Genomic DNA, 26894 nt, shown 5'->3' with positions numbered 1-26894 from the left:
GCCTACTCACTTGACCATGGCGCAGGGATGAATGTTCAGCCACGCACATGAAACCGCATGAAAAAAGCCCGCCGGGTCAGGGCGGGCTTCATGAGGCAGGCGGCGGCCTTACTTCGGCGTGCCGTGGACGACACCGGCGGTGTTGTCCAGCAGGCTCTTGGTCGCGGTCTGGATATAGGCCTCGAGCTTCTTGAGCATTTCCGGTTGATCCGGGCTTTCGATCAGTTCGGCCTTGAACTCGCGACCCAGCTGGTAGCGGTACATCCGCGGGGTCATGTCCTTGGACTCGATGAGGATACGGTCGCCCTGCACCAGGCCGACGATCTGCTCGCTGCCCGACGGCTTGATCATGCCCACGCCCTGGTCGCCCTCAGGCAGGTTGAGCAGGTCGCGGCCCCAGCACTGGTGACGGGCCTGGCCCCCCAGGCGGCCCATGATGGTCGGCACGATGTCGACCTGGGTGCCCACGGTGTGGTTGACCGCGCCGAACTTCTCCTGGATGCCCGGGGCGATCAGCAGCAGCGGCACGTTGAAGCGGCCCAGGTCGAGCTCGGTGACCTGCTGGTGGTTGCCGAAGCCGTGGTCGCCGACGATGACGAACAGGGTGTCCTTGAAGTACGGCTCCTTGCGGGCCTTCTCGAAGAACTGGCCCAGCGCCCAGTCGGAATAGCGCATGGCGGTCAGGTGCTCGTCCAGGCGGCCTTGCCCGGTGACCTTCTCCACCGGCAGGTCCTTGGGCAAGGCGTACGGCGTGTGGTTGGAGAGGGTCTGCAGCAGCGCGTAGATCGGCTTCTTGCCATCGTGCTTGGCCAGCTCTTCGTTACCGCGATTGAACATGTCCTGGTCGGACACGCCCCAGGTCGGGTCGGAGAACACCGGGTCGACGAAGTCGTTGCGACCGATGAAGGTGGTCATGCCCTGGTTGCCGAAGAAACCGGACTGGTTGTCCCAGGCGAAGTCACCGTTATAGACGTAGACATCGTCATAGTCGCGGGCACTGAGCAGCGCCGGCAGGCCGGACAGCTTGTGGCCGCCTTCCGGGGTCTGCATCAGGTACTCGAAGCCCGGCAGGTTGGGGAAGCAGGCCATGGTGGCGAACATGCCCTGGTGGGTATGGGTGCCGTTGGAGAAAAAGCGGTCGAACAGCAGACCCTCCTTGGCCAGCTTGTCGAAGTACGGGGTGATGTTGTTCGGGCTGCCCAGGGCGCCCACCGAGTGGCCGGCGAAGCTTTCCATGAGGATGACCACGACGTTCTTGACCGCCAGCGTGTTCGCCACGGGCGGCACGAAGTCGCGACGGATCGCCGCCTCGTCGGCATCGACCAGGGTGTCGTTGGCGGTCAGCAGCTGCTCGCGCACGGTCTGGGTGGCCAGCGGCTGCTCGAGTACCGGCTTCCAGATGTTGGCGCGGTCCTCGCCGAAGCGGCTCTTGGCGGCGTCGATCAGGGTCAGCGTGCCGTTCAGGCCCAGCTGGTTGACGAAGTTCGAGTCGGTGGTGAAGGCATCGCCCCAGCGCATCGGCGGGCCCTGGCGCAGGGTGCCGCGGGCGGCGACCACGGCCACCAGCAGCACGACCATGAACACTGCCAGGCGGCCGTACCACGGCGCGAGCTTGCGGCTGCTGGCGGGCTGGAGGCTTTGCTCGCCACGGGTCAGGCGATCGATGCCCTTGAACAGCAGGCTCAGCAGCCAGGTGCCGACCAGCCAGGCCAGCAGGTAGCGGACCACCGGGAAGCCGTACCAGAGCATGCTCATGACGGTCTTGGGGTCTTCCTTGATGTACTGGAACACCAGGCCGTTCAGGCGCTGGTGGAACTCGCGGTAGAAGTCCATCTCCATCAGGCCGAGGAACATCACCACGCTCGAGGCGATGGTCAGCCAGAAGCGGAAGAAGCCACGGCGGGCCATCAGCCAGGGGCTGAGCAACGCCAACAGCAACGGGATGCTGATGTACACCACCACCCGCAGGTCGAAGCGCAGGCCGTTGAGGAAGCCTTCGGCGACGGTCGAGTTCGGCGTGTCACCGATCATGTCGCTGTTGTAGACCAGCAGCGCCAGGCGCACCAGGCTGAGCATCAGCATGATCACCAGGCCACTGAGCAATGTGTAGGCCAGGTGGGATTTCAGGGTCGGCGAGAACGAGCCTCGCACGCCCTGTTGCTTCAAGGCGTCCGTGTTAGCCATGAATGGAGAGGTCCTAGGATTGCGGTTTGCGGGAAGGCGAAATCGCCGACAGCCTGGTGGCCGGCCCCTCGAACACGAGGTGAGACCAAGGCCGCATTGTGCGGCGCGGATTTTCAAAAATCGAGTGTGAAAATTTTGTCGAGAGCAGCCTGCCCTTACAAAGTTACACAGTTGGGATGAGAGGCTTCAGATCCGCACATTGCCCCGCGGCCCTGCAATGGCCCAGATAATCAGCCCCAGCACCGGCAGCAGCAGGATCAGCAGGATCCATAGCACCTTGATACCGACCTCGGCGCCGCTCTTGAGCACATTGAGAATGGCCCAGATATCCAGGGCCAGGATGATCAGGCCGACCAGGCTGTTGAAGGTGGACCCCATGGTGCCGCTCCCGCACGGTAAATGTGCTCAAGAGCATAGCTGGCTATGACCCCGATAGAAGGGAATCCTTGGCCGGGCAAGCCGGTCAGTGGATAGACTGCCGTCATCCACTGCCCCGAGGTTCCAATGCCCCCCGCCCACACCCAAAGCGCCGCCCCCGACTCAATGCTCAACGCCTGGCGGCAACAGGCCCAGGAAACGCCCTGGCTCAGCGCCGGCCTGGCGCTGAGCCTGCTGGCCGTCGCCGCGCTGTTGCTGGCGAGCCTGTGGAACGCGGTCAACGGCGACCACGCCGACAACCTGCACCTGGCCCTGCTCGGCGGGCTGTCGGGCTTCGGCGCCACCGCCCTGGGCGCGGTGCTGGCGGTGATCCTGCGCGACGTCAACGCCCGCACCCAGGATGTGATGCTGGGCTTTGCCGCCGGCATGATGCTCGCCGCCAGTTCGTTCTCGCTGATCCTGCCGGGCCTGGACGCCGCCCGCGAAATCACTGGCAACGGCCCGGCGGCGGCCTTCACCGTGGTCCTGGGCATGGGCCTCGGGGTGCTGCTGATGCTCGGCCTTGACCGCTTCACCCCGCACGAGCATGAAAGCACCGGCCCTTGCGGGCCGCAGGCCGAGCGGGTCAACCGGGTATGGCTGTTCGTGCTGGCCATCACCCTGCACAACCTGCCCGAGGGCATGGCCATCGGCGTGAGCTTCGCCAACGGCGACATGAACATCGGCCTGCCGCTGACCAGCGCGATCGCCATCCAGGACATTCCCGAAGGCCTGGCCGTGGCCCTGGCCCTGCGTGCCACGGGGCTGTCGAACGTCAAGGCGATGATGGTGGCGATCGGTTCGGGCCTGATGGAGCCGCTGGGCGCGGTGATCGGCCTGGGCATTTCCACCGGTTTCGCCCTGGCCTATCCGATCAGCATGGGCCTGGCGGCGGGGGCGATGATCTTCGTGGTGTCCCACGAGGTGATCCCGGAGACCCACCGCAATGGGCACCAGACCGCGGCGACGCTGGGGCTGATGGGCGGGTTCGCGGTGATGATGTTTCTCGATACCGCGCTGGGCTGAAAGGCCAATACGCAATCCCTGTAGGAGCGGCCTTGTGCCGCGAAAGGGCCGCAAAGCGGCCCCGCGATCATTGTATTGACGCTGAAATCCCGGGGCTGCTGCGCAGCCCTTTCGCGACACAAGGCCGCTCCTACAAGGGGAATCGTTGCTTAGACGTGCACCGCCACCTTCAAGGCCTCCAGCGCCGGCTCCACCTTGATGCCGACGGCCTCCCCCAACTCCAGCACACGGGCCAGGTCGTTCTGCCCCACCATCACCATCTGCAACTCGTCATCGAGCAGTTGGCTGAAGTTCAACAGCACGTAACCCCCGGCCTCCTTGTTCAGCGCGCCCATCTGCACCTGGATGCGGTTGAGTGCGGTCAGCGCCTCGGTGCGCGCCAGCTGCTTGGGCTTGAGGGTGAACGGCACGCTCTTGTCGAACGAGTCGCTGATCCGCTGGAACAGGTCCTGGTAGCTGTCGGCCTGGAACAGCACGGTGTCGGGCAGGCTGCCGACCACCACCCATTCGCCCAGCGGGAACGGGAAGCTGTCGTCGTAGTTGATGTCCGGGTTGGCGGCGAGGAAGGCGGCGGGGTCGGCGTAGGCCTGGGCGGCCTCGGCGGCGATGCGCTCGATATCCTCATCGCGCATGCAGCCGGCGCCGATGAGGCGGATGAATTCGAGCAACTGGTCTTTCATGAGGAGCCCTGCGGGTTGGCGTGAAAGGCGCCAAGGATAGCCGCAAACGCCCCCGAAGGGTTAGCCGGCCTTCGCCTCCAGGCGTGCGGCGGCGTCCACCGCGCCCATGGTGCGCGCAGCCGCCAACGCGGTGGCGCCGGCCGCGTCACGCTGTGCCGGATCGGCGCCCTGGGCCAGCAGGTAGTCGATGATCTCCAGGCGGTTGAACATCGCCGCCAACATCAGCGCGGTGCGGCCATCCGCGGCGGCGGCATCCACCGGCACGCCGTGCTCGAGCAGCAGGCGGATCATCGCCAGGTCGCCCTTGAAGGCGGCGCCGGCCATGGGCAACTGACCGTTGTCATTGGCGATCAGCGGATCGGCGCCATGGGTCAGCAGCACCCGCACGGCGTCGTGGTGGCCATGGTAACTGGCCAGCATCAGCAAGGTGTCGCCCTTGTGGTTGCGCAGGTCGGCGGGCAGGCCACCGTCGAGCAGACGACCGAGCATGGTCGCGTCGCCGCGGCGGGCGCGCTCGAAGACCTCCTCGGCGAAGGCCGCGGTTTCTTCGGCGGTCATGGTGGCGGGCTGGTGATCGGACATCGGGAACCTCCTGGCATCTGGCAATGGACCAAGTGTCCATCAGGCAGCGGCGAGCGGTCCAAGGTTCAGATTCTATCGGCGGCAGAGAGCCAGGCTATGACCGTGCAAAATGCACTGTGCAAAATGCACGGGCGTGCAGATTGCAATGCACGACCTGATAAAATCAAATCTAAACCATTGATTTTAAAGGATTTTTTGAAAATTAAAGGCTGGCACGGTCGCTGCAATCATCAACTCAAGTCTGCCAGTACAACAGTCAGGAGTTGATATGGACCTCATCCAGGAAAAATTTGCCTCGGTCTTCGCCGCTTACCAGGTCACCACCCAACCGCGTCCGGACGGTGGTGTCCTGCTGACCCTGCGCGCCAGCGACGGCGTGGTGACCCGCCGCGTGCTGACCTATGCGCAGCTGCACAGCGCCGAGCAACTGTCCTGGGCAATCAGCGCCATCCGCCGCGACCTGGCCGGGCAACCGAGCGAGCTGCCGGTGATTTCGATGCTGCAGAGCCAGCAACGCTTCGCCCTGCCGACCTACCGCTGATTGCGCAACCCTCTTCGCGGGGCACGCCTGTGCTCACCCACGGACGGTGTGAGCAGAGGCGGCCCCGCGAGCCAATTCCCTTAGTATTCGTCGAGCCCGGAAAATTGCCGGGCCGTGGCATCGCCGGTGAACCGCGGCTGCACCGCCGAGTCACTGGCGAACAGACGCAGGGCCAGGCAGAACGGCGTGTCGCCCAGGTCCAGCCAGCGGCGCATGCCGGCCGGCACCACCAGCACATCGTCCTTCTCGCACAGCACGGCGTACACCGCATCCCCCAGGCGCAGGCTGACCTGGCCGCGCCCGCTGATCAGCGCAAGCACTTCCTCGCCGTCATGCATGTGCTCGTCGCGCAGGTCAGCCTGGCTCGGGTCGACGCCATCGCGGCTGAGCACGCCGAACACCCGGCTGCCATGGGCAGTCATCAACTGGTCGAGCGGCCCACGGCACGCGGCGACCACCTCATCCTGGCTGCTGCCCGGGCGCAGGCGCGCGCCGGACTGCCAGCGGCCGAAGCGCACGCCCTGCTCGGCCAGGGTCGCGGCGATGTCGTCGTGGTGGGTCAGCACCTTGTGCGGCAGTTCCGGGCTGGACGGGTCGAATACGCTGAGGATGCTCATCAGGGGTGGTTCCTGCTGTCTTTGAGTCGGAAGACAATGATAACGGCTGCCGCGAGCGCCGCGACGCTGGCCATACCAAAGGTGAAGTGCGGGCCCAGCAGTTTCCAGCTGTAGCCCGAGTACAAGGCGCCCAGCGCGCCGCCGGTGCCCGAGAGCGCCGCGTACAGCGCCTGGCCCTGGCCCTGCTGGCGGGCGCCGAAACTGGCCTGGACGAAGGCGATGGCCGCGGCGTGGAAACAGCCGAACGTGGCCGCGTGCAACACCTGGGCGAACACCAGCACTGCAGGAATATCGGCCAGGTTACCCAGCAGCAGCCAGCGCACGGCGGCCAGCAGGAAGCTCGCCAGCAGCACCTTGCGCACGGAAAAACGGCCGAAGATCCGGCTCATGCCCATGAACACCAGCACCTCGGCCACCACCCCGAGCGCCCACAGCAGGCCGATGGCGCCGCGGCTGTAGCCCAGGTGCTCCAGGTGCAGGGTGAGGAAGGTGTAGTACGGCCCGTGGCTGAGCTGCATGAGGGCCACGCACACGTAGAAGGCCAGCACGCCGGGCGCCCGCACCTGCGCGAGGAAGCCCCCTGCCCCCCGCCGTTCGGCCTGTTCCACGGGTTGCGCGTTGGGCACCCAGAGGCTGGCGGCGACGATCCCGACCATGATCGCCACCAGCGCCACCGGGTAGATATCCAGGCTCAGCCATTCGAACAAGCGCCCAAGCCCGACCACGGCGAGGATGAAGCCGATCGAGCCCCACAGCCGCACCTGGCTGTAGCGCGCGGTCTGCCCGTGCAGGTGGGCCAGGGTGATCACCTCGAACTGCGGCAGCACCGCATGCCAGAAGAACGCGTGCAGGGCCATGACCATCGCCAGCCAGGCATAGCTCTTGCCGAAGAAGATCAGCGAAAAGGTCGCCAGGGTCGACAGCGCGCCCAGGCGCACGATCAGCAGGCGCTGGCCGCTGCGGTCACCCAGCCAGCCCCACAGGTTGGGAGCGACGCAGCGCATCAGCATGGGGATGGCCACCAGCTCGCCGATGCGTGCTGGGGAAAAACCCAGGTGGTCGAAGTACAGGGCCAGGAACGGCGCGGTGGAGCCGAGCAGGGCGAAGTAGAAGAGGTAGAAGCTGGAGAGGCGCCAGTAGGGGACCGGGGGCATAGGAAGTCCGTTCAGAAGCTTGCCCCGCGATAGGGCCGGGACTGTCAGAGCTGGCCCAGCACCGGGGTGTTGACCCTCACGTCGGCATTCTGCGCCCGGTGACGCAGCAGGTGATCCATCAAGGCGATGGCCATCATCGCCTCGGCGATCGGCGTGGCGCGGATGCCGACACACGGGTCGTGACGGCCCTTGGTGATCACCTCGACCGGGTTGCCGTCGACGTCGATCGAGCGGCCCGGGGTGGTGATGCTCGAGGTCGGCTTGAGCGCCAGGTGGGCGACGATCGGCTGGCCCGAGGAGATACCGCCGAGGATGCCGCCGGCATTGTTGCTGAGGAAGCCCTCGGGGGTCAGTTCGTCACGGTGCTCGGTGCCACGCTGGGCAACGCTGGCAAAGCCGGCGCCGATTTCCACGCCCTTGACCGCGTTGATGCTCATCAGCGCATGGGCAAGCTCCGCGTCGAGGCGATCGAAGATCGGCTCGCCCAGGCCCGGCATCACGCCTTCGGCGACCACGGTGATCTTCGCCCCCACCGAGTCCTGGTCGCGGCGCAGCTGGTCCATGTAAGCCTCGAGCTCCGGCACCTTGTCCGGGTCGGGGCTGAAGAAGGCGTTCTGCTCGACCGAGTCCCAGGTCTTGAACGGGATCTCGATCGGGCCGAGCTGGCTCATGTAGCCGCGCACGCGAATACCCTGGGTGGCCAGGTACTTCTTGGCGATGGCGCCGGCCGCCACGCGCATGGCGGTCTCGCGCGCCGAGCTGCGGCCACCGCCGCGGTAGTCGCGGATGCCGTACTTGTGGTGGTAGGTGTAGTCGGCGTGGGCCGGGCGGAACAGGTCCTTGATCGCCGAGTAGTCCTTGGACTTCTGGTCGGTATTGCGGATCAAGAGGCCGATCGAGCAACCGGTGGTGCGCCCTTCGAACACGCCGGAGAGGATCTCCACTTCGTCCGGTTCCTGGCGCTGGGTGGTGTGCCGGCTGGTGCCGGGCTTGCGCCGGTCGAGGTCGTGCTGCAGGTCGGCGAGGGAGATTTCCAGGCCTGGCGGGCAGCCGTCGACAATGGCGACCAACGCCGGGCCATGGCTCTCGCCAGCGGTGGTGACAGTGAACAGCTTGCCGTAGGTATTGCCGGACATGGACGCTCCGCGAATCTGCCTGAAGTGGTCGAAAGCGGCAGTATACGGAAAACAACGGGGATTTGGGGGCCGTGCGGGCCTTATCGCGGGGCAAGCCCGCTCCCACGAAACGGTTTTGCCGGGGCCATGAGGTCGGCGAACCTTCGCGGTGACGTAATGTCGAATGCACAACTTCCCATGTAGTACCCCCTCCATGAAGTCGCGCCTCGCCGCCCTGCTCCTGCTGTTCTGCGCCAGCCTCGCCCAGGCCGCCCCCACCGTGCTGCAACGCCCCATCGACCTGGATACCGGCCAGGGCGTGCTGCATGGCAGCCTGCTGTTGCCGCAACAAGCCACCCCGCCGCCGGTGGTGCTGATCATCGCCGGCTCCGGCCCTACCGACCGCGATGGCAACAACCCCGCCTCCGGACGCATCGACAATCTCAAGCGCCTGGCCCTGCTGCTGGCCGGCGAGCACATCGCCAGCGTGCGCTTCGACAAGCGCGGCGTGGCCGCCAGCCAGCCGGCCACCCCCGACGAACGCGACCTCAGCGTCGAGCGCTATGTCGCCGATGTGGTGGCCTGGGGGCGCGCGTTACGCCAGGACCCGCGCTTCGGCCCGCTGATCCTGGTCGGCCACAGCGAAGGCGCGCTGATCGCCAGCCTGGCCGCCGAGCAGGCCGGCGCCAGCGCGGTGATCACCCTGGCCGGTAGCGGCCGACCGGTGGCCGACGTGCTGCGCGAACAACTGGCCCAGCGCCTGCCCCCGGCGCAACTGGCCGGTGGCGTGGCGCTGATCGACCGCTTGCAGGCCGGGCAGACCAGCCTCGACGTGCCCGCCCCGCTGCGCCAGGTATTTCGCCCTAGTGTGCAGCCGTACCTGATCACCCTGCTGCACCAGGACCCGGCGGCCGCATTCGCCCGGCTCACGGTGCCCGCGCTGATCGTCCAGGGGCGCAACGACATCCAGGTGGAGGTGGCCGACGCCGAGCGCCTCAAGGCCGCCAAGCCCGACGCCCAGCTGGCGCTGATCGACGGCATGAACCACATGCTGCGCATCAGCCCCCGGGAGATGGGCCAGCAGCGTGACAGCTACCGCAATCCCGAACTGCCGCTGGCCCGTGAGCTGGGGGAGCGCATCGTCCTGTTCATCCACGGGCTGCCGCAGGCCTGAAAGCGCCCTCAGGTATTGGCCCGGCCTGCCGATAACGCGGCTAAGAAGGCAGTGATCCGGGGGCATGCGCGCCCTGATCGCGGGCAAGCCCACATCTGCGATGTCCTTGCAGGTACCGGCACCCGGCCGCCGTGCACCTGAGGATTCCCTGATGACCGATGCCCCCGCCGCCGAGGCGACCGAAGAACAAGCCCCGGAAAGCGCCCCGCTGCCCTGGGCGGACCTTGCCGCCGAGCACTTCCAGTTGCTGCGCCTGGCGCCGCTGCCGACCGACCGCAACAGTGGCGCCCGCCCGCTGCGTTTCGTCCAGTTCGGCTACGCCGAGCGCCACGACAAGGCCCACAGCCTGCTGCGCATGGAAATCCGCCTGCCGGGGCAGAAAGTGCGCAAGGAACAGAACCAGCTGGATATCCGCGTCGACCACGAAGCGCGCACGGTACGTATCGGCGACGCGGCCGGCCTGCAGCTGGAGCCGCTGAACCGTGGCCTTGGCCGCTACCTGCTGGCGCAGGCGGTGCAGTGGCTGCAGCAGCGTTGCTCGCACTACCGGGTCGAGGGCATGAGCCTGCCGAACAAAGACGCCCTGAACGAAGACACCCGCCTGCGCCGCGACCATGTGCTGAGCAGCGTCGGCCTGGCGGTGGAGTACACCGACGGCCAGTTGCTCAAGGGCCGCGTGGTGGAAACCCCGGTGGGCCAGCTCAAGGGCGGCTGGAACACCGAGAAGGTGCAGCGCGTGGACAACCTCGAGGCCGCCGGCATGCTGCAGCAGGCCGAGCAGAACCTGATGGAGAAGGAAGCCCAGCTGCGCGAGCGTGACGAGCGGGTAGCCAAGTACCGCCGCGAGGACAGCGGCCTGCGCTTCACCATCACCTGCCTGGTGGCGTTCGCGGTGTTCCAGGCCGGGTTGCTGATCTGGATCGCCACTCGCTGATATCACCATCGCGGGGCAAGCCCGCTCCCACGAAGGTTGCCGTCAACCCGTGGGAGCGGGCTTGCCCCGCGACAGGGGGCGCCGTCAGACCCGCGCCTTGAACAGCTCCTGATGCTGCCGGCACTGCTCGGCCGTCAGCATGAACACCCCGTGACCACCGCGCTCGAACTCCAGCCAGGCGAAGTCCACCTCGGGATAGAGCGACTCGACGTGCACCTGGCTGTTGCCCACCTCGACGATCATCAGGCCCTTGTCGGTCAAGTGGTCGGCCGCCTCGGCCAGCATGCGCCGCACCAGGTCCAGGCCATCGTTGCCGCAGGCCAGGCCCAGCTCGGGCTCGTGGTGGTACTCGGCCGGCATGTCGCCGAAGTCCTCGGCATCGACGTACGGCGGGTTGGACAGGATCAGGTCGAAGCGCTGCCCCGGCAGGCCAGCGAAACCATCGCCCTGCACGGTGTACACCCGCTCATCGAGGCCATGGCGCTCGATGTTCTGGTTGGCCACCTCCAGCGCGTCGAAGGACAGGTCGGCCAGCACCACCTCGGCGTCCTGGAACACCTCGGCGGCGACGATGCCGATGCAGCCGGAGCCGGTGCACAGGTCGAGGATGCGCGCAGGCTCCGCGGCCAGCCACGGCTCGAAGCGTTTCTCGATCAGCTCGCCAATGGGCGAGCGCGGCACCAGCACCCGCTCGTCGACGATGAACGACATGCCGCAGAACCAGGCCTCGCCCAGCAGGTAGGCGGTAGGCACGCGCTCTTCGATGCGGCGCTTGAGCAGGTGCTGCAGGCGTACCGTTTCGTCATCCTCCAGCGCGCAGTCCAGGTAGCTGTCGGCCACCTCCCAGGGCAGGTGCACCGCGCCGAGCACCAGCAGGCGGGCTTCGTCCCAGGCGTTGTCGGCACCGTGGCCGAAGAACAGCTCGTGTTCATGGAAGCGGCTGACCGCCCAGCGGATATGGTCGCGCAGGGTGCGCAGGCGGGATGTGATCACGGGGTACTCCTTTTCAGACAGGACAAAAGTCTAACAGCCCACACCGCACATTTGTTTCCTCCGATAGCCAAACCGATAGCCACAAGCCAGCAACCACGCTGTCTGCGCTGTCAACCATTCACATTGACGTCAAGGCAAGGGAGAATAGGTATACAAAAGCCCTACCCAAGGAGCCCTTGATGTCCGTTCCAACCACGATGTTCCGCCTCACTGGCCGCGACTACCCGCCGGCCAAGCTGGGCCAAGCCAGCCTGATCGTCATCGACGCGCAGAAGGAGTACCTGAGCGGTCCGCTGGCGCTGTCGGGCATGGACGAGGCCGTGGCGAACATTGCCAGGTTGCTCGATGCCGCCCGCAAGGCCGGCCGCCCGATCATCCACGTGCGCCACCTCGGCACCGTCGGCGGTCGCTTCGACCCCCAGGGCCCGGCGGGCGAGTTCATCCCGGGCCTGGAGCCACTGGCCGGTGAGACCATCATCGACAAGCGCATGCCCAACGCCTTCAAGAACACCAAGCTGCACGAGACGCTGCAGGCCTTCGGCCCGCTGGACCTGATCGTCTGCGGTTTCATGAGCCACTCCAGCGTCAGCACCACCGTGCGCCGCGCCAAGGACTATGGTTATCGCTGCACCCTGGTGGAAGACGCCTCGGCGACCCGTGACCTGGCCCTGAAGGACACCGTGATCCCCGCCGCGCAGATCCACCAGTGCGAAATGGCCGTGATGGCCGACAACTTCGCCTGCGTCGCCCCCACCGCCAGCCTGGTCTGAGCCACGACCGCCCGGCGGACGGGCGGAACCCCAAGGTGACCCGCAGGTCGAAATCCGGATCAGCTCCACCAGATCCTGAGGAATTCGAATGAAGCTCAAAGGCAGTTTCGATGCCAAGCGCCTGCGCCAGCGCGAGCCGAGCAACTGGGGCGCGCGGGTTGCCGCCGCCCTTTCCGTGCTGCTGGCCACCCTCGGCATATTGCTCGCCATGGCCGGTTTCGCTGGCCTGCTGGGCAATTACGCCGCGCTGGCCGAGCTCAATGCCAACCGCCCGCTGTCGGCGATTCTCGTCGTGGTCGGGTTGTTGCTGCTGTGGATCGGCGTGCGCGTCTGGCGACGCAGCCGCATCCGCCTGCGCCGTGGCCGCGAACTGAACCTGTCGCCGCACCTGATGAAGAAGCACGACTGACAGATTTACACATCCCCGTGTAGGAGCGGCCTTGCGCCGCGAAAGGGCTGCGCAGCAGCCCCAGGTTCTCCGCGTCGATGCCATAGATCGCCGGGGCCGCTTTGCGGCCCTTTCGCGGCACGAGGCCGCTCCTACACAAAACCGCGCGCAGCTCAGGGCTTCACTCCGACGCACAGTCGCGTAAACTACGCCGCCCACGTGGAGGCACCATGCAAGACGACGACTTTTCCCTCTTCCGCAGCCAAGTGCAGGGCGTCAAGCCGATCAAGCACGACCGCGCCGAAGTCGGCAAACCCAAGGCCGACCGCAAGCAGCTGGCCGGCCTGCGCCAGGCGGCGACCATCCGTAGCGACCAGCCGCTGGTGATCGACGGCCTGTCCGACCAGTTCGTCATCGACGTCGGCGCCGAGGACGAACTGATGTGGCGCCGTGACGGCGTCCAGGAAACCCAGATCCGCAAGCTCAAGCTCGGCCAGATCGCCTTCGAGGGCAGCCTCGACCTGCACGGCATGAGCGTCGAGAAGGCCCGCGAAACGCTGTGGGACTTCATCGCCGAGGCGACCAAGCTCGAAGTACGCTGCGTGCGCGTCACCCACGGCAAGGCCGCGCGCCTGGACGGCAAGCGTCCGATGATCAAGAGCCACGTCAACACCTGGCTGCGCCAGCACCCGCAGGTGCTCGGTTTCGCCTCGTGCCAGGCCCGCCACGGCGGCACCGGCGCGGTGTATGTGATGCTCAAGCGAACCATGCTCGAAGGCCGCGACGAGTGACATCGCGCTTGCAGCGCCGCCGTCGTCGCCGTACCCTTCGTCTTTGCGAAATTTTCCACAGGTAGATCCATGTCCCTGGAACAGAACTACACCGCGATCCTCAGCCAGATCGGCGAGGACGTCTCCCGCGAGGGCCTGCTCGACACGCCCAAGCGGGCCGCAAAGGCCATGAAGTACCTTTGCCGCGGTTATGAGCAAACCCTGGAAGAAGTGACCAACGGCGCGTTGTTCACCTCCGACAACAGCGAAATGGTGCTGGTCCGGGATATCGAGCTGTACTCGATGTGCGAACACCACATGCTGCCGTTCATCGGCAAGGCCCATGTGGCCTACCTGCCCAAGGGCAAGGTGCTGGGCCTGTCCAAGGTGGCGCGGATCGTCGACATGTACGCCCGTCGCCTGCAGATCCAGGAAAACCTCAGCCGCCAGATCGCCGAGGCCGTGCAGCAGGTGACCGGCGCCGCGGGCGTGGCGGTGGTCATCGAGGCCAAGCACATGTGCATGATGATGCGCGGTGTCGAAAAGCAGAACTCGACCATGCTCACCTCGGTGATGCTCGGCGAGTTCCGCGACAACGCCTCCACCCGCAGCGAGTTCCTCAGCCTGATCAAGTGATCGGCCTGTGTCCCGAGCCGACCCCATGGGGTCGGCTTTTTCATTTCAGGAGTTGCCCATGATCGTCAAAGCCCTGCGGGTCGGCCTCGGCCAGCTAATCGTGTTCGGCGACTGGATCAGCCGCCCGGCGAAAAAGCAGCGCGATGCCGCGGCCCAGGCCCAGGTCGAGCAACAGGCCAAGGGCCTGGCGCTGTACCAGTTCCATGCCTGCCCGTTCTGCGTGAAGACCCGTCGCACCCTGCACCGCCTGAACGTGCCGGTGGCGCTGCGCGATGCCAAGAACGATGCCCAGCACCGCCAGGCGCTGCTCGAAGGCGGCGGCCGGGTGAAGGTGCCGTGCCTGCGGATCGAGGAGGACGGCAAGGTGACCTGGATGTATGAGTCCAAGGACATCATTGCCTATCTGGACAAACGCTTCGCGGCGGTCTGACAGATCGCCATCGCGGGGCAAGCCCGCTCCCACGCAGACCCGCTCCCACGGGGGCTGGATTGCGTGGGAGCGGCGGTGCGCCGATGCGACTTGACCCGCGATGAGGCCGGTCAATCCACCATCGGCACATGCCGTGGATGACTGGCCACCCGCGCCAGCCAGGCCTGCACGGCCGGGTAACCCGCCAGGTCGAAACCGCCCTGATGCGCCACATGGGTATAGGCATACAACGCCACATCGGCAATCGAGTACTGCTCGCCAACCAGGTAGGGCGTCATTTCCAGCTGCTTGTTCATCACCTTGAGCGCCTTGTAGCCGCCCTTGTGCAACCCCTTGTATTCCTCCAGCCGGTCCTGCGGCAATCCCAGGTAGAACTGGATGAAGCGCGCCACGGCAATGTACGGCTCGTGGCTGTACTGCTCGAAGAACTGCCACTGCAGCACCTGGGTACGCAGGCGTGGCTCGCTGGGCAGGAACTCGCTGCCATCGGCCAGGTAGTTGAGAATCGCGTTGGACTCCCACAGGCAGGTGCCGTCCTCAAGCTTGAGCACCGGCACCTTGCCGTTGGGGTTCATGGCCAGGAACTCGGGGGTTTCGGTCTCGCCCTTGAGAATATCCACCGGGTGCCACTCATACGGACGGTCGAGCAGGCTCAGCATCAGCTTGACCTTGTAGCAGTTGCCCGACTGGTAATCCCCATACACCTTGTACATCGCCCCTCCCCTTTTTACGCAGTTGCGCAGTAATACCCCATAGTTGGCGACTGTACGGCTAAATGCAATGCCTGCTGTATGGCAAGGATCACGCCATTGCACGGTAGCCTGAAAAAACTGCTTACACCTGTACAAGGAATTCCCCATGACCGATGCCACCTCCGCGCGCCTGCGGCCGCTGGCGGACAGCTCCCCGTCGGCGGTCGTCGCCGGCTTCATCGCCATGCTCACCGGCTATACCAGCTCACTGGTGCTGATGTTCCAGGCCGGCCAGGCCGCCGGCCTCACCAGCGCGCAGATCTCGTCGTGGATCTGGGCCCTGTCGATCGGCATGGCGGTGTGCAGCATCGGCCTGTCGCTGCGCTACCGTACCCCGGTCACCGTGGCCTGGTCGACACCCGGCGCGGCGCTGCTGATCACCAGCCTCGGCGGCGTCACCTACGGCGAGGCCATCGGTGCCTATATCACCTGCGCCGTGCTGGTGCTGATATGCGGCCTGACCGGCAGCTTCGAGCGCCTGGTGCGGCGCATCCCCGCCTCGCTCGCCTCGGCCCTGCTGGCCGGCATCCTTTTCAAGATCGGCAGCGAGATCTTCGTCGCCGCCCAGCATCGCACGGTGCTGGTGCTGGGCATGTTCTTCAGCTACCTGCTGGTCAAGCGCCTGTCACCGCGCTACTGCGTGCTGGCTGCGCTGCTGGTCGGTACGGCGCTGTCCGGCGCCCTGGGCTTGCTGGACTTCAGCGGCTTCCAGCTGGAGATCGCCACCCCGGTATGGACCACGCCGAGCTTCTCGCTGGCGGCAACCATCAGCATCGGCATTCCGCTGTTCGTGGTGGCCATGACCTCGCAGAACATGCCCGGCGTTGCCGTGCTGCGCGCCGACGGCTACCAGGTGCCGGCCTCGCCGCTGATCTCGGCCACCGGGTTCGCCTCGCTGCTGCTGGCGCCGTTCGGCTCCCACGGGATCAACCTGGCGGCGATCAGCGCGGCAATCTGCACCGGGCCGCATGCCCATGAAGACCCGGCCAAGCGCTACACGGCGGCGGTCTGGTGCGGGATCTTCTACGGCATCGCCGGCACCTTCGGCGCGACCCTGGCGGCGCTGTTCGGCGCCCTGCCCAAGGAACTGGTGCTGTCGATCGCCGCCCTGGCGCTGTTCGGCTCGATCATGAACGGCCTGAGCGTGGCGATGGGCGAGGCGCGCGAGCGCGAGGCGGCGCTGATCACCTTCATGGTCACGGCGTCGGGGTTCACCCTGTTCTCGATCGGCTCGGCGTTCTGGGGGATCGTGGCGGGGGTGCTGACCTTGCTGATCCTCAGCCCGCGCAAGGGCTGACAACGCTATCGCGGGGCAAGCCCGCTCCCACGCCCAGACCCTGTGAGCGGGTATGCGTGGGAGCGGGCTTGCCCCGCGATGGGGCCGCCACAGCCAATCACAGACGAAAATGCCCCACCATCCCCTTCAGGTCATTGCCCAGCTGCGCCAACTCGACGCTTGAGCGGGCATTGTCCTGCATCGCCAGCGCCGCCTGGTCGGCACTGCCACGGATCTGCGTAACGCTGCGGCTGATCTCCTCGGCCACCGAGCTCTGCTGCTCGGCCGCCGCGGCGATCTGCTGGTTCATCTGCTGGATCAACGACACTGCCGCAGCGATGCTGCCCAGGGCACTCTCGGTCTGCAGCGTGTCGGCCACCGCCAGGCGCACCAGCTCGGTGCTGCCACGGATCTGCGTCACCGACTGCTGGGCGTTGCCGCGCAGGCTGGCGACCAGGCGCTCGATCTCTTCGGTGGACTGCCGGGTGCGCCGGGCCAGGGCGCGCACCTCGTCGGCCACCACGGCGAAGCCACGGCCCTGCTCGCCGGCGCGGGCCGCCTCGATCGCCGCGTTGAGCGCCAGCAGGTTGGTCTGTTCGGCCACGCTCTTGATCACCTCGAGCACGTCACCGATGGTATGGATCTCGGCGCTGAGGCTGTCGATACCGCTGCTGGCGGTCTCGGCCGCCACCGCCAGCTGCTCGATGCGCTGCATGCTCTGACGCACCACCTGCTGCCCCGACTCGACCTTGTCGTCGGCATCCTGGGCCGCCTGGGCCGCCTGCTCGGCGTTACGCGCCACGTCATGGACGGTGGCGGTCATCTGCTGCATGGCGGTGGCCACCTGCTCGGTCTCATCCTTCTGGCTGCCCACTTCGCGGTTGGTCTGCTCGGTCACCGTCGACAAGGCCTGGGCGCTGCCGGCCAGCTGATCGATGCCCTGCTGCAGGCCACTGACGATACCGGACAGTCCCTCGGCCATCTGCTGCATGGCCTGCAGCAGCTGACCGACCTCGTCGGCACGCGGCGGCTCGGCCTCGATACCCAGTTCACCCGCGGCAATACGCCGGGCACGGCTGATCACCCGCTTGAGCGGCGCAACCACGGCACGGGTGATCAACCAGGCCGCCAGCACGCCCACCAGCAGTGCCAGGGCCGTGGCCGCGGCGATGGCCACGGTGTTGCGCGCAAGCTCGGCCTGCATGGCCTGCTCCTGGGCGATGTAGGCCTGGTCGACCCGCGTGGTGACTTGCTCGGCCCGGGCCTGCAGCTGGTCCTTGATCCCCCGTTCCTGGCCCAGCAGGTCGGTGTACTCGTTGAGTTTCTCGGAGAAACTGGCGATATGCCCGGCCACTTCGCCCAGCACGCTCTGGTAGCCGGCGTCGGTCACCGCCGACTTGAGCTGCTCCACCAGGGTGGCCGCCTCCACGGTCTGGGCGATGCGCCCCTCGGCAACGGCCTCGCCGCCCTTGCGGCTCTGCTCCAGGCGCACCCGCGCCTCGTCCATCGCCTGCAGCATCAGCCGCGACACCTGCGACACCTGCCCGGCCTGCTCGAGGAACTCGCCGCCTTGCTGCCCCTGGGACTGCTTGAGGGTATAGGTGCCGTCATCGGCCAGACCGGCCTGCAGCACATCGAGGTTGTTGGCCACGCTCGACACCGACCAACTGGCCATGTCCAGCGCCAGCTCCTTGGCCTGCACGGCCTGGACGAACTGGTCGAAGGCCTGTCCGTAGGCGTTAAGGTCGGCCTCGGCCCAAGACAGCGCCGGCACCGCACGGGCCCGCTCCACCAGCCCCTGCAGACCCGTGCGCAGGGCATCGGCCTCCTTGATGTCCGAGCGCAGGGCGAAGGCCTGTTCGTGCTGGCGCAGCTTCAACAGGTCGGTATTGAACTGAGCCATCTGCCGCAGCCCCTCGAAGCGCTGGCCGACGTTGGCCAGGGCGTACACGCCGATGGCGGCCACCACCAGGGTGAGCAGCAACACCAGGGCAAAACCCAGGCCCAGCTTGCGCGCCATGCCCAGGTTGGCCAATACACCGTGCTTGGTCGCCGTCATCACCGCCCTCCTCGCCTTTGGCCCTCTGCCAACGGCAAGAGTGACAATGGCGCCGACCTCGTCACAAGGGCCGCGTGCGCGAATGGTGTCATTTAGCTATGAGCGTGTCGCTTTCAGACCGCCGGAGGTCGCCCCGCATGCCGGAAGAACGCCTGGGCCCGGGAATCCTGCCCATAGGCGACATTGATCCGCAGCCAGTCACTAGCCCGCCCCTGCGGATCGAAGGCGCTGCCCGGGGTGAGCAGCACCGTATGCTCCAGCGCCAGTTGCTCCAGCTCGGCAAAGTCGCGTCCGGGCACCCTGGCCCAGACGAACATACCGCCGACCGGCTCGCAGAACACCTCCCAGCCGCAGGCCTCCAGCTGCCCCAGCGTCTTGGCCCGGTGCTGACCCAAGCGCAATCGCAGGCGCTGCACGCTCTTGCGGTAGCCGCCATTGGCGAGCATCTGCCCGACCACCTGCTCGGCGAAGCGCGAAGTGCCGATACCAGCCACCATCTTCAGTTCGGCCAGGCGTGCGATCAAAGGCGCGTCGGCCACCAGGTAGCCGACGCGCAACGAACTGCTGAGGGTCTTGGAGAAGCTGCCCAGGTAGATCACCCGCTGCTCGCTGTCGAGGGTCGCCAGGCGCGTGGCCGGGCCGTCCTGGAAGTCCGCGTAGAGATCGTCCTCGATGATTCGCAGGTCATGCTCGCGGGCCAGTTCCAGCAAGCGGTAGGCGACCTTCGGCGTCAGGCAGGTGCCTGTCGGGTTCTGGTACAGGCTGTTGATGAACAGGCAACGGGGCTGGTGCTCGGCCAGCAACTGCTCGAGCACCACCAGGTCCGGGCCAATGGCGGTGCGCGGCACCTCGAGCATGCGTACACCGTGCAGGCGCAGCAAGTTGTACAGGTTGTAGTAGCCGGGGCGCTCCACCAGCACCGTGTCGCCCGGTTTGAGCAAGGTCCGCACCAGCAGGTCGAGGGCATGGCTGGCGCCCTGGGTGGTGAGGATCCGCTCCGGCTCGGCGGCGATATCCAGTCGCGCCAGCCCCTTGTGCAGTTGCAGGCGCAGGCTGGCCAGGCCCTGGGGCGGGCAGTAGTCGAACAGCGCCTCGGGCGCGCCGCGGCTGACCTGGCGGATGGCCTGGGCCAGCTCGGCTTCGGCGCGCCAGGCTACCGGCAGCCAACCGCAGCCGAGCTTGAGCAATTGTTCATGTCCTTCGCGAAACTGCCGCCAACTGCCGTCGATCGCCTCGCCCCAGGGCTCGCCGGGGTCGGGCCGCAGGCCCGGCTTGCGCTCGGCGACAAAGAAGCCCGCACCATGTCGCGCCTCCAGCCAGCCGTTGGCCGCCAGGCGGTCGTAGGCCTCGATCACACACGAGGCGCTTACCGACTGCGCCTTGGCCAGCGCGCGGATCGACGGCAGGCGCGCACCGGGGCGCAGGCGCTGCTGTTCGATCCAGGCCTGCAGTTGCTCGGTCAGTTGCTGGACCAGGGGGATGGGAAGATCGCGATCAAGATGAAAATGCATGGCAAGTGTTCGCTGTTTTCAGGCAAACAGTTAAGCATAAATGCCCCGCGAGTGTGCCTTGGCGAGCACCGCTGCCAAGGCCGATGCTGCCAGTCACTGTCACTGCCTTGCGGATCCGTCCCGATGCCCACTCGTAATGCCCCTGCCCTGCTGGCTTTCGCCCTGTGCCTGATCACCCTCGCGGTGAACCTGCAGGCCCCGCTGTACATCACCTACGCCGACCTGTCCGGGCAAGGCGCGGCGGCGACCGCCGTGGCCTTCTCCGGCTATGTGCTCGGCGTGCTGCCGGTGCTGCTGGCCCTCGGCGGCCTGGCCGACCGGGTAGGTCGGCGCCCGCTGATCCTGGTCGCGCTAGCCCTGTCGATGGTCGCCACGCTGCTCATGCTGGTGGCGCCGAGCCTGCAGATGCTGGGCCTGGCGCGCCTGTTCCTGGGCCTGGGCACAGGCCTTGCTTCGGCCACCGCCACCGCCTACATGAGCGAACTGATGGCGCCGGACGCCTGTGGTCGCGCCGCCACCTGGGTCACCGCCAGCACGTCGCTCGGTTTCGGCCTGGGCGCGGCACTGACCAGCCTGTTCCTGCTAAGCGGGCCGACCCTCACCCCCGGAAGTTTCCACCTGCAGCTGGCGCTGGCCGCCGTCGCCCTGCTGCTGGTCTGGCGCCTGCCCGATCCTCGCCCGGCGCAGCGCAGCGCCATGCTGCGCCTGCCCTGCTACCCCGCCGGAAGCCTGGCCTATGGCCTGGCGATCCTGCTGGCCTGGGCTTGTGTCGGGTTGGTCATTGCCCTCCTGCCTGGGATTCTGCGCCAGCACGGGCTGAGCGCCTGGTCGGGGTTCTCGACCTTCTGCGTGATCAGCTGCGGCTTGCTGTTCCAACCGCTGGCCCGGCGCCTGGCCAGTGCCCAGGCGACCTTGCTGGGGCTGCTGATCCTGCCGTGCAGCTACGCGCTGCTGGCCTGGGGCGCCGACAGTGGCAATCTGCTGGGTGTGCTACTCGGCGCCGTGGCCGCGAGCAGCGCCTGCTATGGTTTCATCTACCTCGGCGGGCTGGCGGCGGTGAACGCGTTGGCCGGCAGCGAGAAGACCCGGGCCAGCGCCGGGTTCTTCCTGCTCGCCTACCTGGGGTTCAGCCTGCCGGTGATCTTTACCGGGCTGCTCAGTGATCGGCTCGGGGCGAGCATGGCGCTGATCGTGTTCGGCGGCGCGCTGTCTGTGGGATGTGCTGTTGTGGCACTGGCACTGAGGAAATCCTTACGACGTCTTCCTGAGGCTGGCACATTCCGTTCGACATAACGCCGAAGTGGCCGCATGCCAGCTGCTGGCGGTGAAAGAAAATGTCGAAATCCTGGCGTCAGCCAAATAGAATCCGCCGCCGGGCAAGCCCATCCGACATCCACTCCACTGGTTTCGAATAGTGAGCAAAACAACAACATCAAGTAACGGCGTACTCCGATTTCTGCGTGAAGCCTTTATCTACCTGTCCTTCTCGATCGCGCTGGTGTGCCTGGTCGAGTGGTGTGCCGGATTGAACCTGGTAACCCTGGATTTCCTGAAAACCTCCTATCGCGAAGCCGGTGTGACAGCGCTGCTACTGGCTGGTCTGTGCGCACTCCTGGACACGTTGGCAAGGCGACGCTATTTCTCGATGCTGCCCTTGGCCGTGCCACTGATTCTGATCGCCCTGATCAGTCGACAGAAGCTGGGCTATCTCTCCGAACCGCTCTATCCATGGGACTTCATCTTTGCCGAGCAGATCTACAAGTTGCTTCCTGAGCTCGCGGGAGAAAAACCCAGGGAAGTCATCCTGGCACTTCTGGGCGGCCTTGCCCTGTTGGCCGTTGCCCTGTTGCTCATCAGCGTTGTGTACCGCAAGCAACGTGGCAAGTCACCCGGGCGACCACTGTTTGCTACCAGCCTTTTGCTGTTGGCGGCACTGGTGGCGTGCACCAATACCGGCGCGGGACTAAAGTGGCTGCAGGATGAACTGAAGATCGTGGCCATGCCTTGGGTCCAGGTCGAAAACTACAGGCAGAACGGATTCATTCTGGCCTTTGCGATGAACATGCAGTCTGCGCTCATCGAGCGCCCGGAAATGGCGACCGATACCCTGCTCGAGACGCTTGCCGACACCAGTCCCACGCCAGCAAGAGCCAACTCGGTAGATAAAGGCCCCGCTCCAGACATCATCATCATCATGAGCGAGGCCTTCTGGGACCCAACGCGGCTGCCGGGCGTGCACCTGACCCCCGATCCGATGCCGACCATCCGCGCGTTGTCGCACGGCGACCTCTTTTCTCCCAGCCAAGGCGGCAACACGTCGAACGTGGAGTTCGAGGTGCTGACCGGTTTTTCCAACGCCTTCCTGCCCATTGGCTCGGTTCCCTACCAGCAGTATCTGCACAGGAACCTCCCATCGATCATCTGGACCTTGAAAGCCCAGGGCTATGAAACGATGGCCATGCACCCCTACTACAAGCATTTCTGGAACCGTGACAATGCCTATCGGTACCTGGGGTTCGAGCATTTCCTGGCACTCGAGGACATGCCCGGACTGAGCGCGAGAGGCCCGTTCGTGAGCGATGGCGCCTTGCTCGAGCGGCTGTATGAAACGCTGCAGGCGTCGACCAAGCCGACGGTCCTGTTCGCCATTACCATGCAGAACCACGGCCCTTATGAAAAGGAACGATACGGTCCGCCGTCGATGTCCATGCAACTGGACGGACCATTGGACGAGCGTGACGCCGTGCAATCCTACAGCCAGGGTATTCGCGACTCCGACACCGCACTGCAGCAACTGATGGCGCGTTTGAGCCTGCGCCCGCGCCCCAGCCTGCTGATCTTCTTCGGCGACCACACGCCCTACCTGGGCAAGAATCTTTCCGCCTATCGACAGTCGGGCCTCATCGACACAAAACCGTCTGATGAACTGAGCCAGAGCGATTATGTGCGACTGCACCAGACACCGCTGGTGATCTGGTCCTCCATCATGGGCGCCGAGCGCAATCAGGTCGACGAGCTGGTCAGTCCGAGCATGCTGCCTGGGTACATCATGAACAAGCTGGGGATCCAGCATCCCTTCTATTCCAACGTGCTCCAGGATGTGGGCGGGAAGTTTCCCGTGATCGAGCGTCGGATGCTGCGCACCCAGGAGGGGCAATGGATCGAACGGTGGCGCGGGCATGACGATGCATCGCTCCAGCGCTACCACGCGATTCAATACGACATGATGTTCGGTAACCAGCAGACCCACTCGGCATTGTTCGGCGACATGCCCCTCGAGTAAACCCGGCACTGCATGAAGGGTATCGCCCGTGATGGAAAACAACAGGGGACGAATCAGCCCCCTGTTATCCTTCAGATAGCCAATGCCCCGCCATCGACGGTCAGGCTGTGCCCCGTCGTGAACGCCGCGCCATCGCTGCACAGGTACAACACCGCGCTGGCGATCTCTTCAACCTTGCCGATACGCCCGACCGGGTGCATCGCCGCAGCGAACTCGGCCTTGCGCGGATCGGCCTCGTAGGCGCGGCGGAACATGTCGGTGTCGATCACCGCCGGGCACACCGCGTTGACCCGGATGCCCTTCTTCGCATACTCGATGGCCGCCGACTTGGTCAGGCCGATCACCGCATGCTTGGAGGCCGCATAGATGCTCATCTTCGGCGCCGCCGACAGCCCAGCCACCGAGGCAGTGTTGACGATGGCGCCGCCGCCCTGGGCCAGCAACAGCGGTAGCTGGTACTTCATGCACAGCCACACACCTTTGACGTTGACCCCCATGATCGAATCGAACTCCGCCTCGCTGCCCTCGGCCAGGCGTCCCTTCTCGATCTCGATACCGGCGTTGTTGAAGGCATAGTCGAGCCGGCCATAGGCCGTGATGGCCTGCTCGTGAAGCTGACGCACGTCACTGTCACGGGTAACGTCGCAGGCGACGAACAGCGCCTCGCCGCCAGCCTGGCGAATCAGCGCCACGGTGGCTTCACCGCCGGTCGCGTCACGGTCGGCCACCACCACCTTGAGCCCTTCGGCGGCGAATGCCTGGGCCGTCGCCCGGCCGATACCCGCCGCGCCACCGGTGACCAGGGCAACCTGGCCGGAGAAAGTCATGCTCATCACTGGCTCCTGCAAAAGGATGGGAAGTCGTGGCTGAGTCTAGTCAGGGCACCGCCGAGCTGGGCAGCATCATCAAGGGCACGGTTGGACTACTATCGTTCGCGGTGATCTTGCGTGACGCGGCCCATTCAACCCGCCGATCATCAGCCCCTCACACTCGTTCAGGAGAACTCGCCATGCCCCACACCAACCGCCGCTTCCTGCTGACCCGCCGCCCGGTCGGCGCCGTGCGTCGTGACGACTTCACCTACGAGCAGGTGCCCGCCAGCGAGCCGGGCGAAGGCCAGGTACTGGTGAAGAACCTCTACCTGTCGCTGGATCCGGCCATGCGCGGCTGGATGAACGAAGGCAAGTCGTACATCCCGCCCGTGGGCCTGGGCCAGGTCATGCGCGCCCTCGGCGTCGGCGAGGTGGTCAGCTCCAATCACCCGGACTACAAGCCCGGCGACCATGTCAGCGGTGCCCTCGGCGTACAGGACTACTTCACCGGCGAACCCCAGGGCCTGCACCGGATCGACCCACGCCTGGCGCCGCTGCCCCGCTACCTGTCCGCCCTGGGCATGACCGGCATGACCGCCTACTTCGCCCTGCTCGATGTCGGCCAGCCCAAGGCCGGCGAAACCGTGGTGATCTCCGGTGCCGCCGGCGCGGTCGGCAGTATTGCCGGGCAGATCGCCAAGCTCAAGGGCTGCCGCGTGGTAGGCATCGCCGGTGGCGCGCAGAAGTGCCAGTACCTGCTGGATGAGCTGGGCTTCGACGGGGTCATCGACTACAAGGCCGAGGACGTGCTGGCCGGTCTCAAGCGTGAATGCCCCAATGGCGTGGATGTGTACTTCGACAACGTCGGCGGCGACATCCTCGATGCCGTGCTCTCACGCCTGAATTTCAAGGCCCGGGTGGTGATCTGCGGCGCCATCAGCCAGTACAACAACAAGGAAGCGGTCAAGGGCCCGGCCAACTACCTGTCGCTGCTGGTCAACCGTGCGCGCATGGAAGGCTTCGTGGTGATGGACTACGTCAAGGAGTATGGCAAGGCCGCGCAGGAAATGGCCGGCTGGCTGGCCAGCGGCAAGGTGAAGAGCAAGGAGGATGTGGCGGAGGGGCTGGAGACCTTCCCCGAGACGCTGCTCAAGCTGTTCAACGGGGAGAATTTCGGCAAGCTGGTGCTGAAGGTCTGAGATCAGCAGCCAGGCGCTTTGTGGGAGCGGGCTTGCCTCGCGATGGCGATTGCCTGAGCTGACGCCATCGCGGGGCAAGCCCGCTCCCACGGTTCCTGATTCAACCGCGGATTTCAGCCACCACGGCAGCCAATGCCTTGGCCGGATCAGCCGCCTGGCTGATCGGACGCCCGATCACCAGGTAATCGGAACCGGCGTCCAGTGCCTGGCGCGGGGTCAGGATCCGGCGCTGATCGTCCTGGGCGCTGCCCGCCGGACGAATACCGGGGGTCACCAGCTGCAGCGACGGGTGCGCCGCCTTCAGTGCCGGCGCTTCCAAAGCCGAGCACACCAGGCCATCCATGCCGGCCTTCTGCGCCAGCGCCGCCAGGCGCAGCACCTGCTCCTGCGGATCGACATCCAGGCCGATGCCGGCCAGGTCCTCGCGCTCCATGCTGGTCAGCACGGTCACGCCGATCAGCAGCGGCTGCGGGCCGCTGCGCTTGGCCAGCTCTTCACGGCAGGCCGACATCATGCGCAGGCCACCGGAGCAGTGCACGTTGACCATCCACACACCCATCTCGGCCGCGGCCTTGACCGCCATGGCGGTGGTGTTGGGGATGTCGTGGAACTTGAGGTCGAGGAATACTTCAAAACCCTTGCTGCACAGGGTTTCGACTATCCCTGAGGCGCTGCTGGTGAACAGTTCCTTGCCCACCTTGACCCGGCACAGGGCGGGGTCGAGCTGGTCGGCCAGCTTCAGGGCGGCGTCACGGGTGGGGAAATCCAGGGCGACGATCAGGGGCGTCTGGCAGGCGGACATGGGCAGGGTCTCTTGGCAAGTCGTAAACGGCGCGCATTGTAAACGAAGTGGCGTGGGGTTTGGGGGCCGTGGGTCATGAGAATTGGCCCGGCGGCAGGCGACTCCTATAATTGAACCAAAGGCTACGGCAATGGCTCGAATGCCATGCAAGTGGTGCCCTCTGCGCTTTCAGGAGAATCTCGATGCCTTGGTACGCTTGGTTGATACTTATCTTAGCCCTCGGCTCGATTGTCGGAGGGTTGATGTTGCTGCGGGACACGGCGAAGAAGCTGCCGCTGACAGAGGAGCAGCTGAAAAAGGTGCATGAGCGCAACGCCGAGGCCGACGCCAAGGACGCGAAGGAGCGTTGAGCCACTTCAAGCCAGTCGCCGACCGGGCTCTGGCCCGGTCAGCCACAGATAGCTGTTATTCAACGACCAGTTTGTCTCGATTGCGCTCCAGCAATGACTTGCCAATACCCTTGATCTCCAGCAATTCATCGACTGAAGTGAAAGGCCCATGGCTCTCCCGGTAATCGACAATGGCTTGAGCTTTGGCTTGGCCGATCCCGCTAAGTGCTTGTTGAAGTGATGAAGCATCGGCATGGTTGACGTTAACGGGTGCCACTATTGTGGCAGCCACCGAGGGTGCCTTCGACGGATCGGTGACTGCAGGGGTTGCAGCGGCGGCCCAAGAAGACACCACTGCAAACAGCGGGAGAAAAACATAAGGCAATATATTGTTACGCATGATAAAAATCCTTGGATAAATGACTTGAGACTTTCCTTGATTGCCCAGTTAACGCTAGGC

General features: G+C 65.7%; 28 protein-coding genes. 14 read left to right on the top strand and 14 right to left on the bottom strand.

Features of this window, described 5'->3' with window-relative positions; translation table 11 throughout:
• Positions 1-108: 108 nt before the first annotated feature.
• Positions 109-2184, bottom strand: coding sequence for an LTA synthase family protein (locus HU735_RS06290; protein ID WP_186712831.1), 2076 nt, complete (start codon positions 2182-2184; stop codon positions 109-111).
• A 186-nt stretch (positions 2185-2370) separates the two neighbouring features.
• A complete protein-coding gene (locus tag HU735_RS06285) occupies positions 2371-2562 on the bottom strand; it encodes a PLDc N-terminal domain-containing protein (protein ID WP_023629733.1) in 192 nt (63 codons plus the stop codon).
• Between the two features lie 126 nt (positions 2563-2688).
• On the opposite strand from HU735_RS06285, the gene HU735_RS06280 reads away from it, so the two are divergent.
• Positions 2689-3627, top strand: a complete 939-nt coding sequence (locus HU735_RS06280) for a ZIP family metal transporter (protein ID WP_186712830.1) — start codon at positions 2689-2691, stop codon at positions 3625-3627.
• 149 nt (positions 3628-3776) lie between these two features.
• Here HU735_RS06280 and HU735_RS06275 read toward each other — a convergent pair whose 3' ends face one another.
• Positions 3777-4307: a hypothetical protein gene (locus HU735_RS06275; RefSeq protein WP_186712829.1), complete on the bottom strand. Its 531-nt coding sequence runs from the start codon at positions 4305-4307 to the stop codon at positions 3777-3779.
• A 60-nt stretch (positions 4308-4367) separates the two neighbouring features.
• A complete protein-coding gene (locus tag HU735_RS06270; RefSeq protein ID WP_186712828.1) occupies positions 4368-4889 on the bottom strand; it encodes an ankyrin repeat domain-containing protein in 522 nt (173 codons plus the stop codon).
• Between the two features lie 268 nt (positions 4890-5157).
• Between HU735_RS06270 and HU735_RS06265 the strand changes: the two genes are divergently transcribed.
• Positions 5158-5430 carry a DUF3509 domain-containing protein gene (locus HU735_RS06265; RefSeq protein ID WP_028691763.1) on the top strand — a complete coding sequence of 91 codons (273 nt, stop codon included), beginning with the start codon at positions 5158-5160 and terminating at the stop codon, positions 5428-5430.
• 80 nt (positions 5431-5510) lie between these two features.
• On the opposite strand, the gene HU735_RS06260 is transcribed toward HU735_RS06265, so the two are convergent.
• Genes HU735_RS06260 through aroC form a run of 3 tightly spaced genes read right to left on the bottom strand, consistent with a single transcriptional unit; the run spans position 5511 to position 8337 of the window.
• Positions 5511-6047: an oxidase gene (locus HU735_RS06260; RefSeq protein ID WP_186712827.1), complete on the bottom strand. Its 537-nt coding sequence runs from the start codon at positions 6045-6047 to the stop codon at positions 5511-5513.
• The gene (locus HU735_RS06255) at positions 6047-7201 is read right to left on the bottom strand and encodes an MFS transporter (protein WP_186712826.1); all 1155 of its coding nucleotides are present in this window, start codon (positions 7199-7201) and stop codon (positions 6047-6049) included. The genes HU735_RS06260 and HU735_RS06255 overlap by 1 nt, the downstream gene beginning before the upstream one ends.
• Before the next feature lie 44 nt (positions 7202-7245).
• Positions 7246-8337 carry a chorismate synthase gene (gene aroC / locus HU735_RS06250; RefSeq protein ID WP_186712825.1) on the bottom strand — a complete coding sequence of 364 codons (1092 nt, stop codon included), beginning with the start codon at positions 8335-8337 and terminating at the stop codon, positions 7246-7248.
• Positions 8338-8530: 193 nt separating this feature from the next.
• Between aroC and HU735_RS06245 the strand changes: the two genes are divergently transcribed.
• Both HU735_RS06245 and HU735_RS06240 read left to right on the top strand, forming a co-directional pair.
• Positions 8531-9490: an alpha/beta fold hydrolase gene (locus HU735_RS06245; protein ID WP_186712824.1), complete on the top strand. Its 960-nt coding sequence runs from the start codon at positions 8531-8533 to the stop codon at positions 9488-9490.
• A 151-nt stretch (positions 9491-9641) separates the two neighbouring features.
• Positions 9642-10424 carry a hypothetical protein gene (locus HU735_RS06240; protein ID WP_186712823.1) on the top strand — a complete coding sequence of 261 codons (783 nt, stop codon included), beginning with the start codon at positions 9642-9644 and terminating at the stop codon, positions 10422-10424.
• Between the two features lie 84 nt (positions 10425-10508).
• Here the strand turns inward: HU735_RS06240 and prmB are convergent, their stop codons facing one another.
• Positions 10509-11417 (bottom strand): 50S ribosomal protein L3 N(5)-glutamine methyltransferase, encoded by a 909-nt coding sequence (prmB, locus tag HU735_RS06235; protein ID WP_028691769.1) that lies wholly within the window; start codon positions 11415-11417, stop codon positions 10509-10511.
• A gap of 179 nt (positions 11418-11596) precedes the next feature.
• Between prmB and HU735_RS06230 the strand changes: the two genes are divergently transcribed.
• From HU735_RS06230 to HU735_RS06210, 5 genes are all read left to right on the top strand, one after another.
• A complete protein-coding gene (locus HU735_RS06230) occupies positions 11597-12187 on the top strand; it encodes a cysteine hydrolase family protein (protein WP_050704637.1) in 591 nt (196 codons plus the stop codon).
• A gap of 88 nt (positions 12188-12275) precedes the next feature.
• Positions 12276-12596 (top strand): hypothetical protein, encoded by a 321-nt coding sequence (locus tag HU735_RS06225; protein ID WP_028691771.1) that lies wholly within the window; start codon positions 12276-12278, stop codon positions 12594-12596.
• Positions 12597-12805: 209 nt separating this feature from the next.
• Positions 12806-13366 (top strand): Smr/MutS family protein, encoded by a 561-nt coding sequence (locus HU735_RS06220; protein WP_186712822.1) that lies wholly within the window; start codon positions 12806-12808, stop codon positions 13364-13366.
• Between the two features lie 69 nt (positions 13367-13435).
• Positions 13436-13981 (top strand): GTP cyclohydrolase I FolE, encoded by a 546-nt coding sequence (folE, locus tag HU735_RS06215; RefSeq protein WP_110736603.1) that lies wholly within the window; start codon positions 13436-13438, stop codon positions 13979-13981.
• Positions 13982-14039: 58 nt separating this feature from the next.
• The gene (locus HU735_RS06210) at positions 14040-14411 is read left to right on the top strand and encodes a glutathione S-transferase N-terminal domain-containing protein (RefSeq protein ID WP_186712821.1); all 372 of its coding nucleotides are present in this window, start codon (positions 14040-14042) and stop codon (positions 14409-14411) included.
• Between the two features lie 110 nt (positions 14412-14521).
• On the opposite strand, the gene HU735_RS06205 is transcribed toward HU735_RS06210, so the two are convergent.
• Positions 14522-15124 (bottom strand): glutathione S-transferase family protein, encoded by a 603-nt coding sequence (locus HU735_RS06205; RefSeq protein WP_110736600.1) that lies wholly within the window; start codon positions 15122-15124, stop codon positions 14522-14524.
• 145 nt (positions 15125-15269) lie between these two features.
• Between HU735_RS06205 and HU735_RS06200 the strand changes: the two genes are divergently transcribed.
• On the top strand, positions 15270-16460 hold the full coding sequence (locus HU735_RS06200) for a benzoate/H(+) symporter BenE family transporter (RefSeq protein WP_186712820.1): 1191 nt from the start codon (positions 15270-15272) through the stop codon (positions 16458-16460).
• A gap of 97 nt (positions 16461-16557) precedes the next feature.
• Here the strand turns inward: HU735_RS06200 and HU735_RS06195 are convergent, their stop codons facing one another.
• A complete protein-coding gene (locus tag HU735_RS06195; RefSeq protein WP_186712819.1) occupies positions 16558-18498 on the bottom strand; it encodes a methyl-accepting chemotaxis protein in 1941 nt (646 codons plus the stop codon).
• Positions 18499-18611: 113 nt separating this feature from the next.
• Positions 18612-20009 carry a PLP-dependent aminotransferase family protein gene (locus tag HU735_RS06190; protein WP_186712818.1) on the bottom strand — a complete coding sequence of 466 codons (1398 nt, stop codon included), beginning with the start codon at positions 20007-20009 and terminating at the stop codon, positions 18612-18614.
• A gap of 123 nt (positions 20010-20132) precedes the next feature.
• Here HU735_RS06190 and HU735_RS06185 point away from each other — a divergent pair, with 123 nt between their 5' ends.
• Together HU735_RS06185 and HU735_RS27380 are read left to right on the top strand one after the other, a co-directional pair.
• Positions 20133-21302, top strand: a complete 1170-nt coding sequence (locus tag HU735_RS06185) for an MFS transporter (protein WP_186712817.1) — start codon at positions 20133-20135, stop codon at positions 21300-21302.
• A 121-nt stretch (positions 21303-21423) separates the two neighbouring features.
• Positions 21424-23292: an LTA synthase family protein gene (locus HU735_RS27380; RefSeq protein ID WP_186712816.1), complete on the top strand. Its 1869-nt coding sequence runs from the start codon at positions 21424-21426 to the stop codon at positions 23290-23292.
• Positions 23293-23363: 71 nt separating this feature from the next.
• On the opposite strand, the gene HU735_RS06175 is transcribed toward HU735_RS27380, so the two are convergent.
• A complete protein-coding gene (locus HU735_RS06175; RefSeq protein WP_186712815.1) occupies positions 23364-24125 on the bottom strand; it encodes an SDR family oxidoreductase in 762 nt (253 codons plus the stop codon).
• Positions 24126-24301: 176 nt separating this feature from the next.
• On the opposite strand from HU735_RS06175, the gene HU735_RS06170 reads away from it, so the two are divergent.
• Complete coding sequence (locus tag HU735_RS06170; protein ID WP_186712814.1) at positions 24302-25303, top strand: NADP-dependent oxidoreductase; 1002 nt, start codon at positions 24302-24304, stop codon at positions 25301-25303.
• 100 nt (positions 25304-25403) lie between these two features.
• Here HU735_RS06170 and pyrF read toward each other — a convergent pair whose 3' ends face one another.
• Positions 25404-26105, bottom strand: a complete 702-nt coding sequence (gene pyrF, locus HU735_RS06165; protein WP_069017485.1) for an orotidine-5'-phosphate decarboxylase — start codon at positions 26103-26105, stop codon at positions 25404-25406.
• 182 nt (positions 26106-26287) lie between these two features.
• On the opposite strand from pyrF, the gene HU735_RS06160 reads away from it, so the two are divergent.
• The gene (locus HU735_RS06160) at positions 26288-26455 is read left to right on the top strand and encodes a DUF2897 family protein (protein WP_186712813.1); all 168 of its coding nucleotides are present in this window, start codon (positions 26288-26290) and stop codon (positions 26453-26455) included.
• A gap of 55 nt (positions 26456-26510) precedes the next feature.
• Here the strand turns inward: HU735_RS06160 and HU735_RS06155 are convergent, their stop codons facing one another.
• Entirely contained in the window at positions 26511-26834 is a 324-nt protein-coding gene (locus HU735_RS06155; protein WP_186712812.1) for a ComEA family DNA-binding protein, read from the bottom strand.
• Positions 26835-26894 lie beyond the last annotated feature (60 nt).

Origin of the sequence: Pseudomonas sp. BW16M2, assembly GCF_014268865.1 — a bacterium.
In the GTDB taxonomy this organism is placed as follows: domain Bacteria; phylum Pseudomonadota; class Gammaproteobacteria; order Pseudomonadales; family Pseudomonadaceae; genus Aquipseudomonas; species Aquipseudomonas peradeniyensis.
This window is presented reverse-complemented; position numbering and strand designations above follow the sequence as displayed.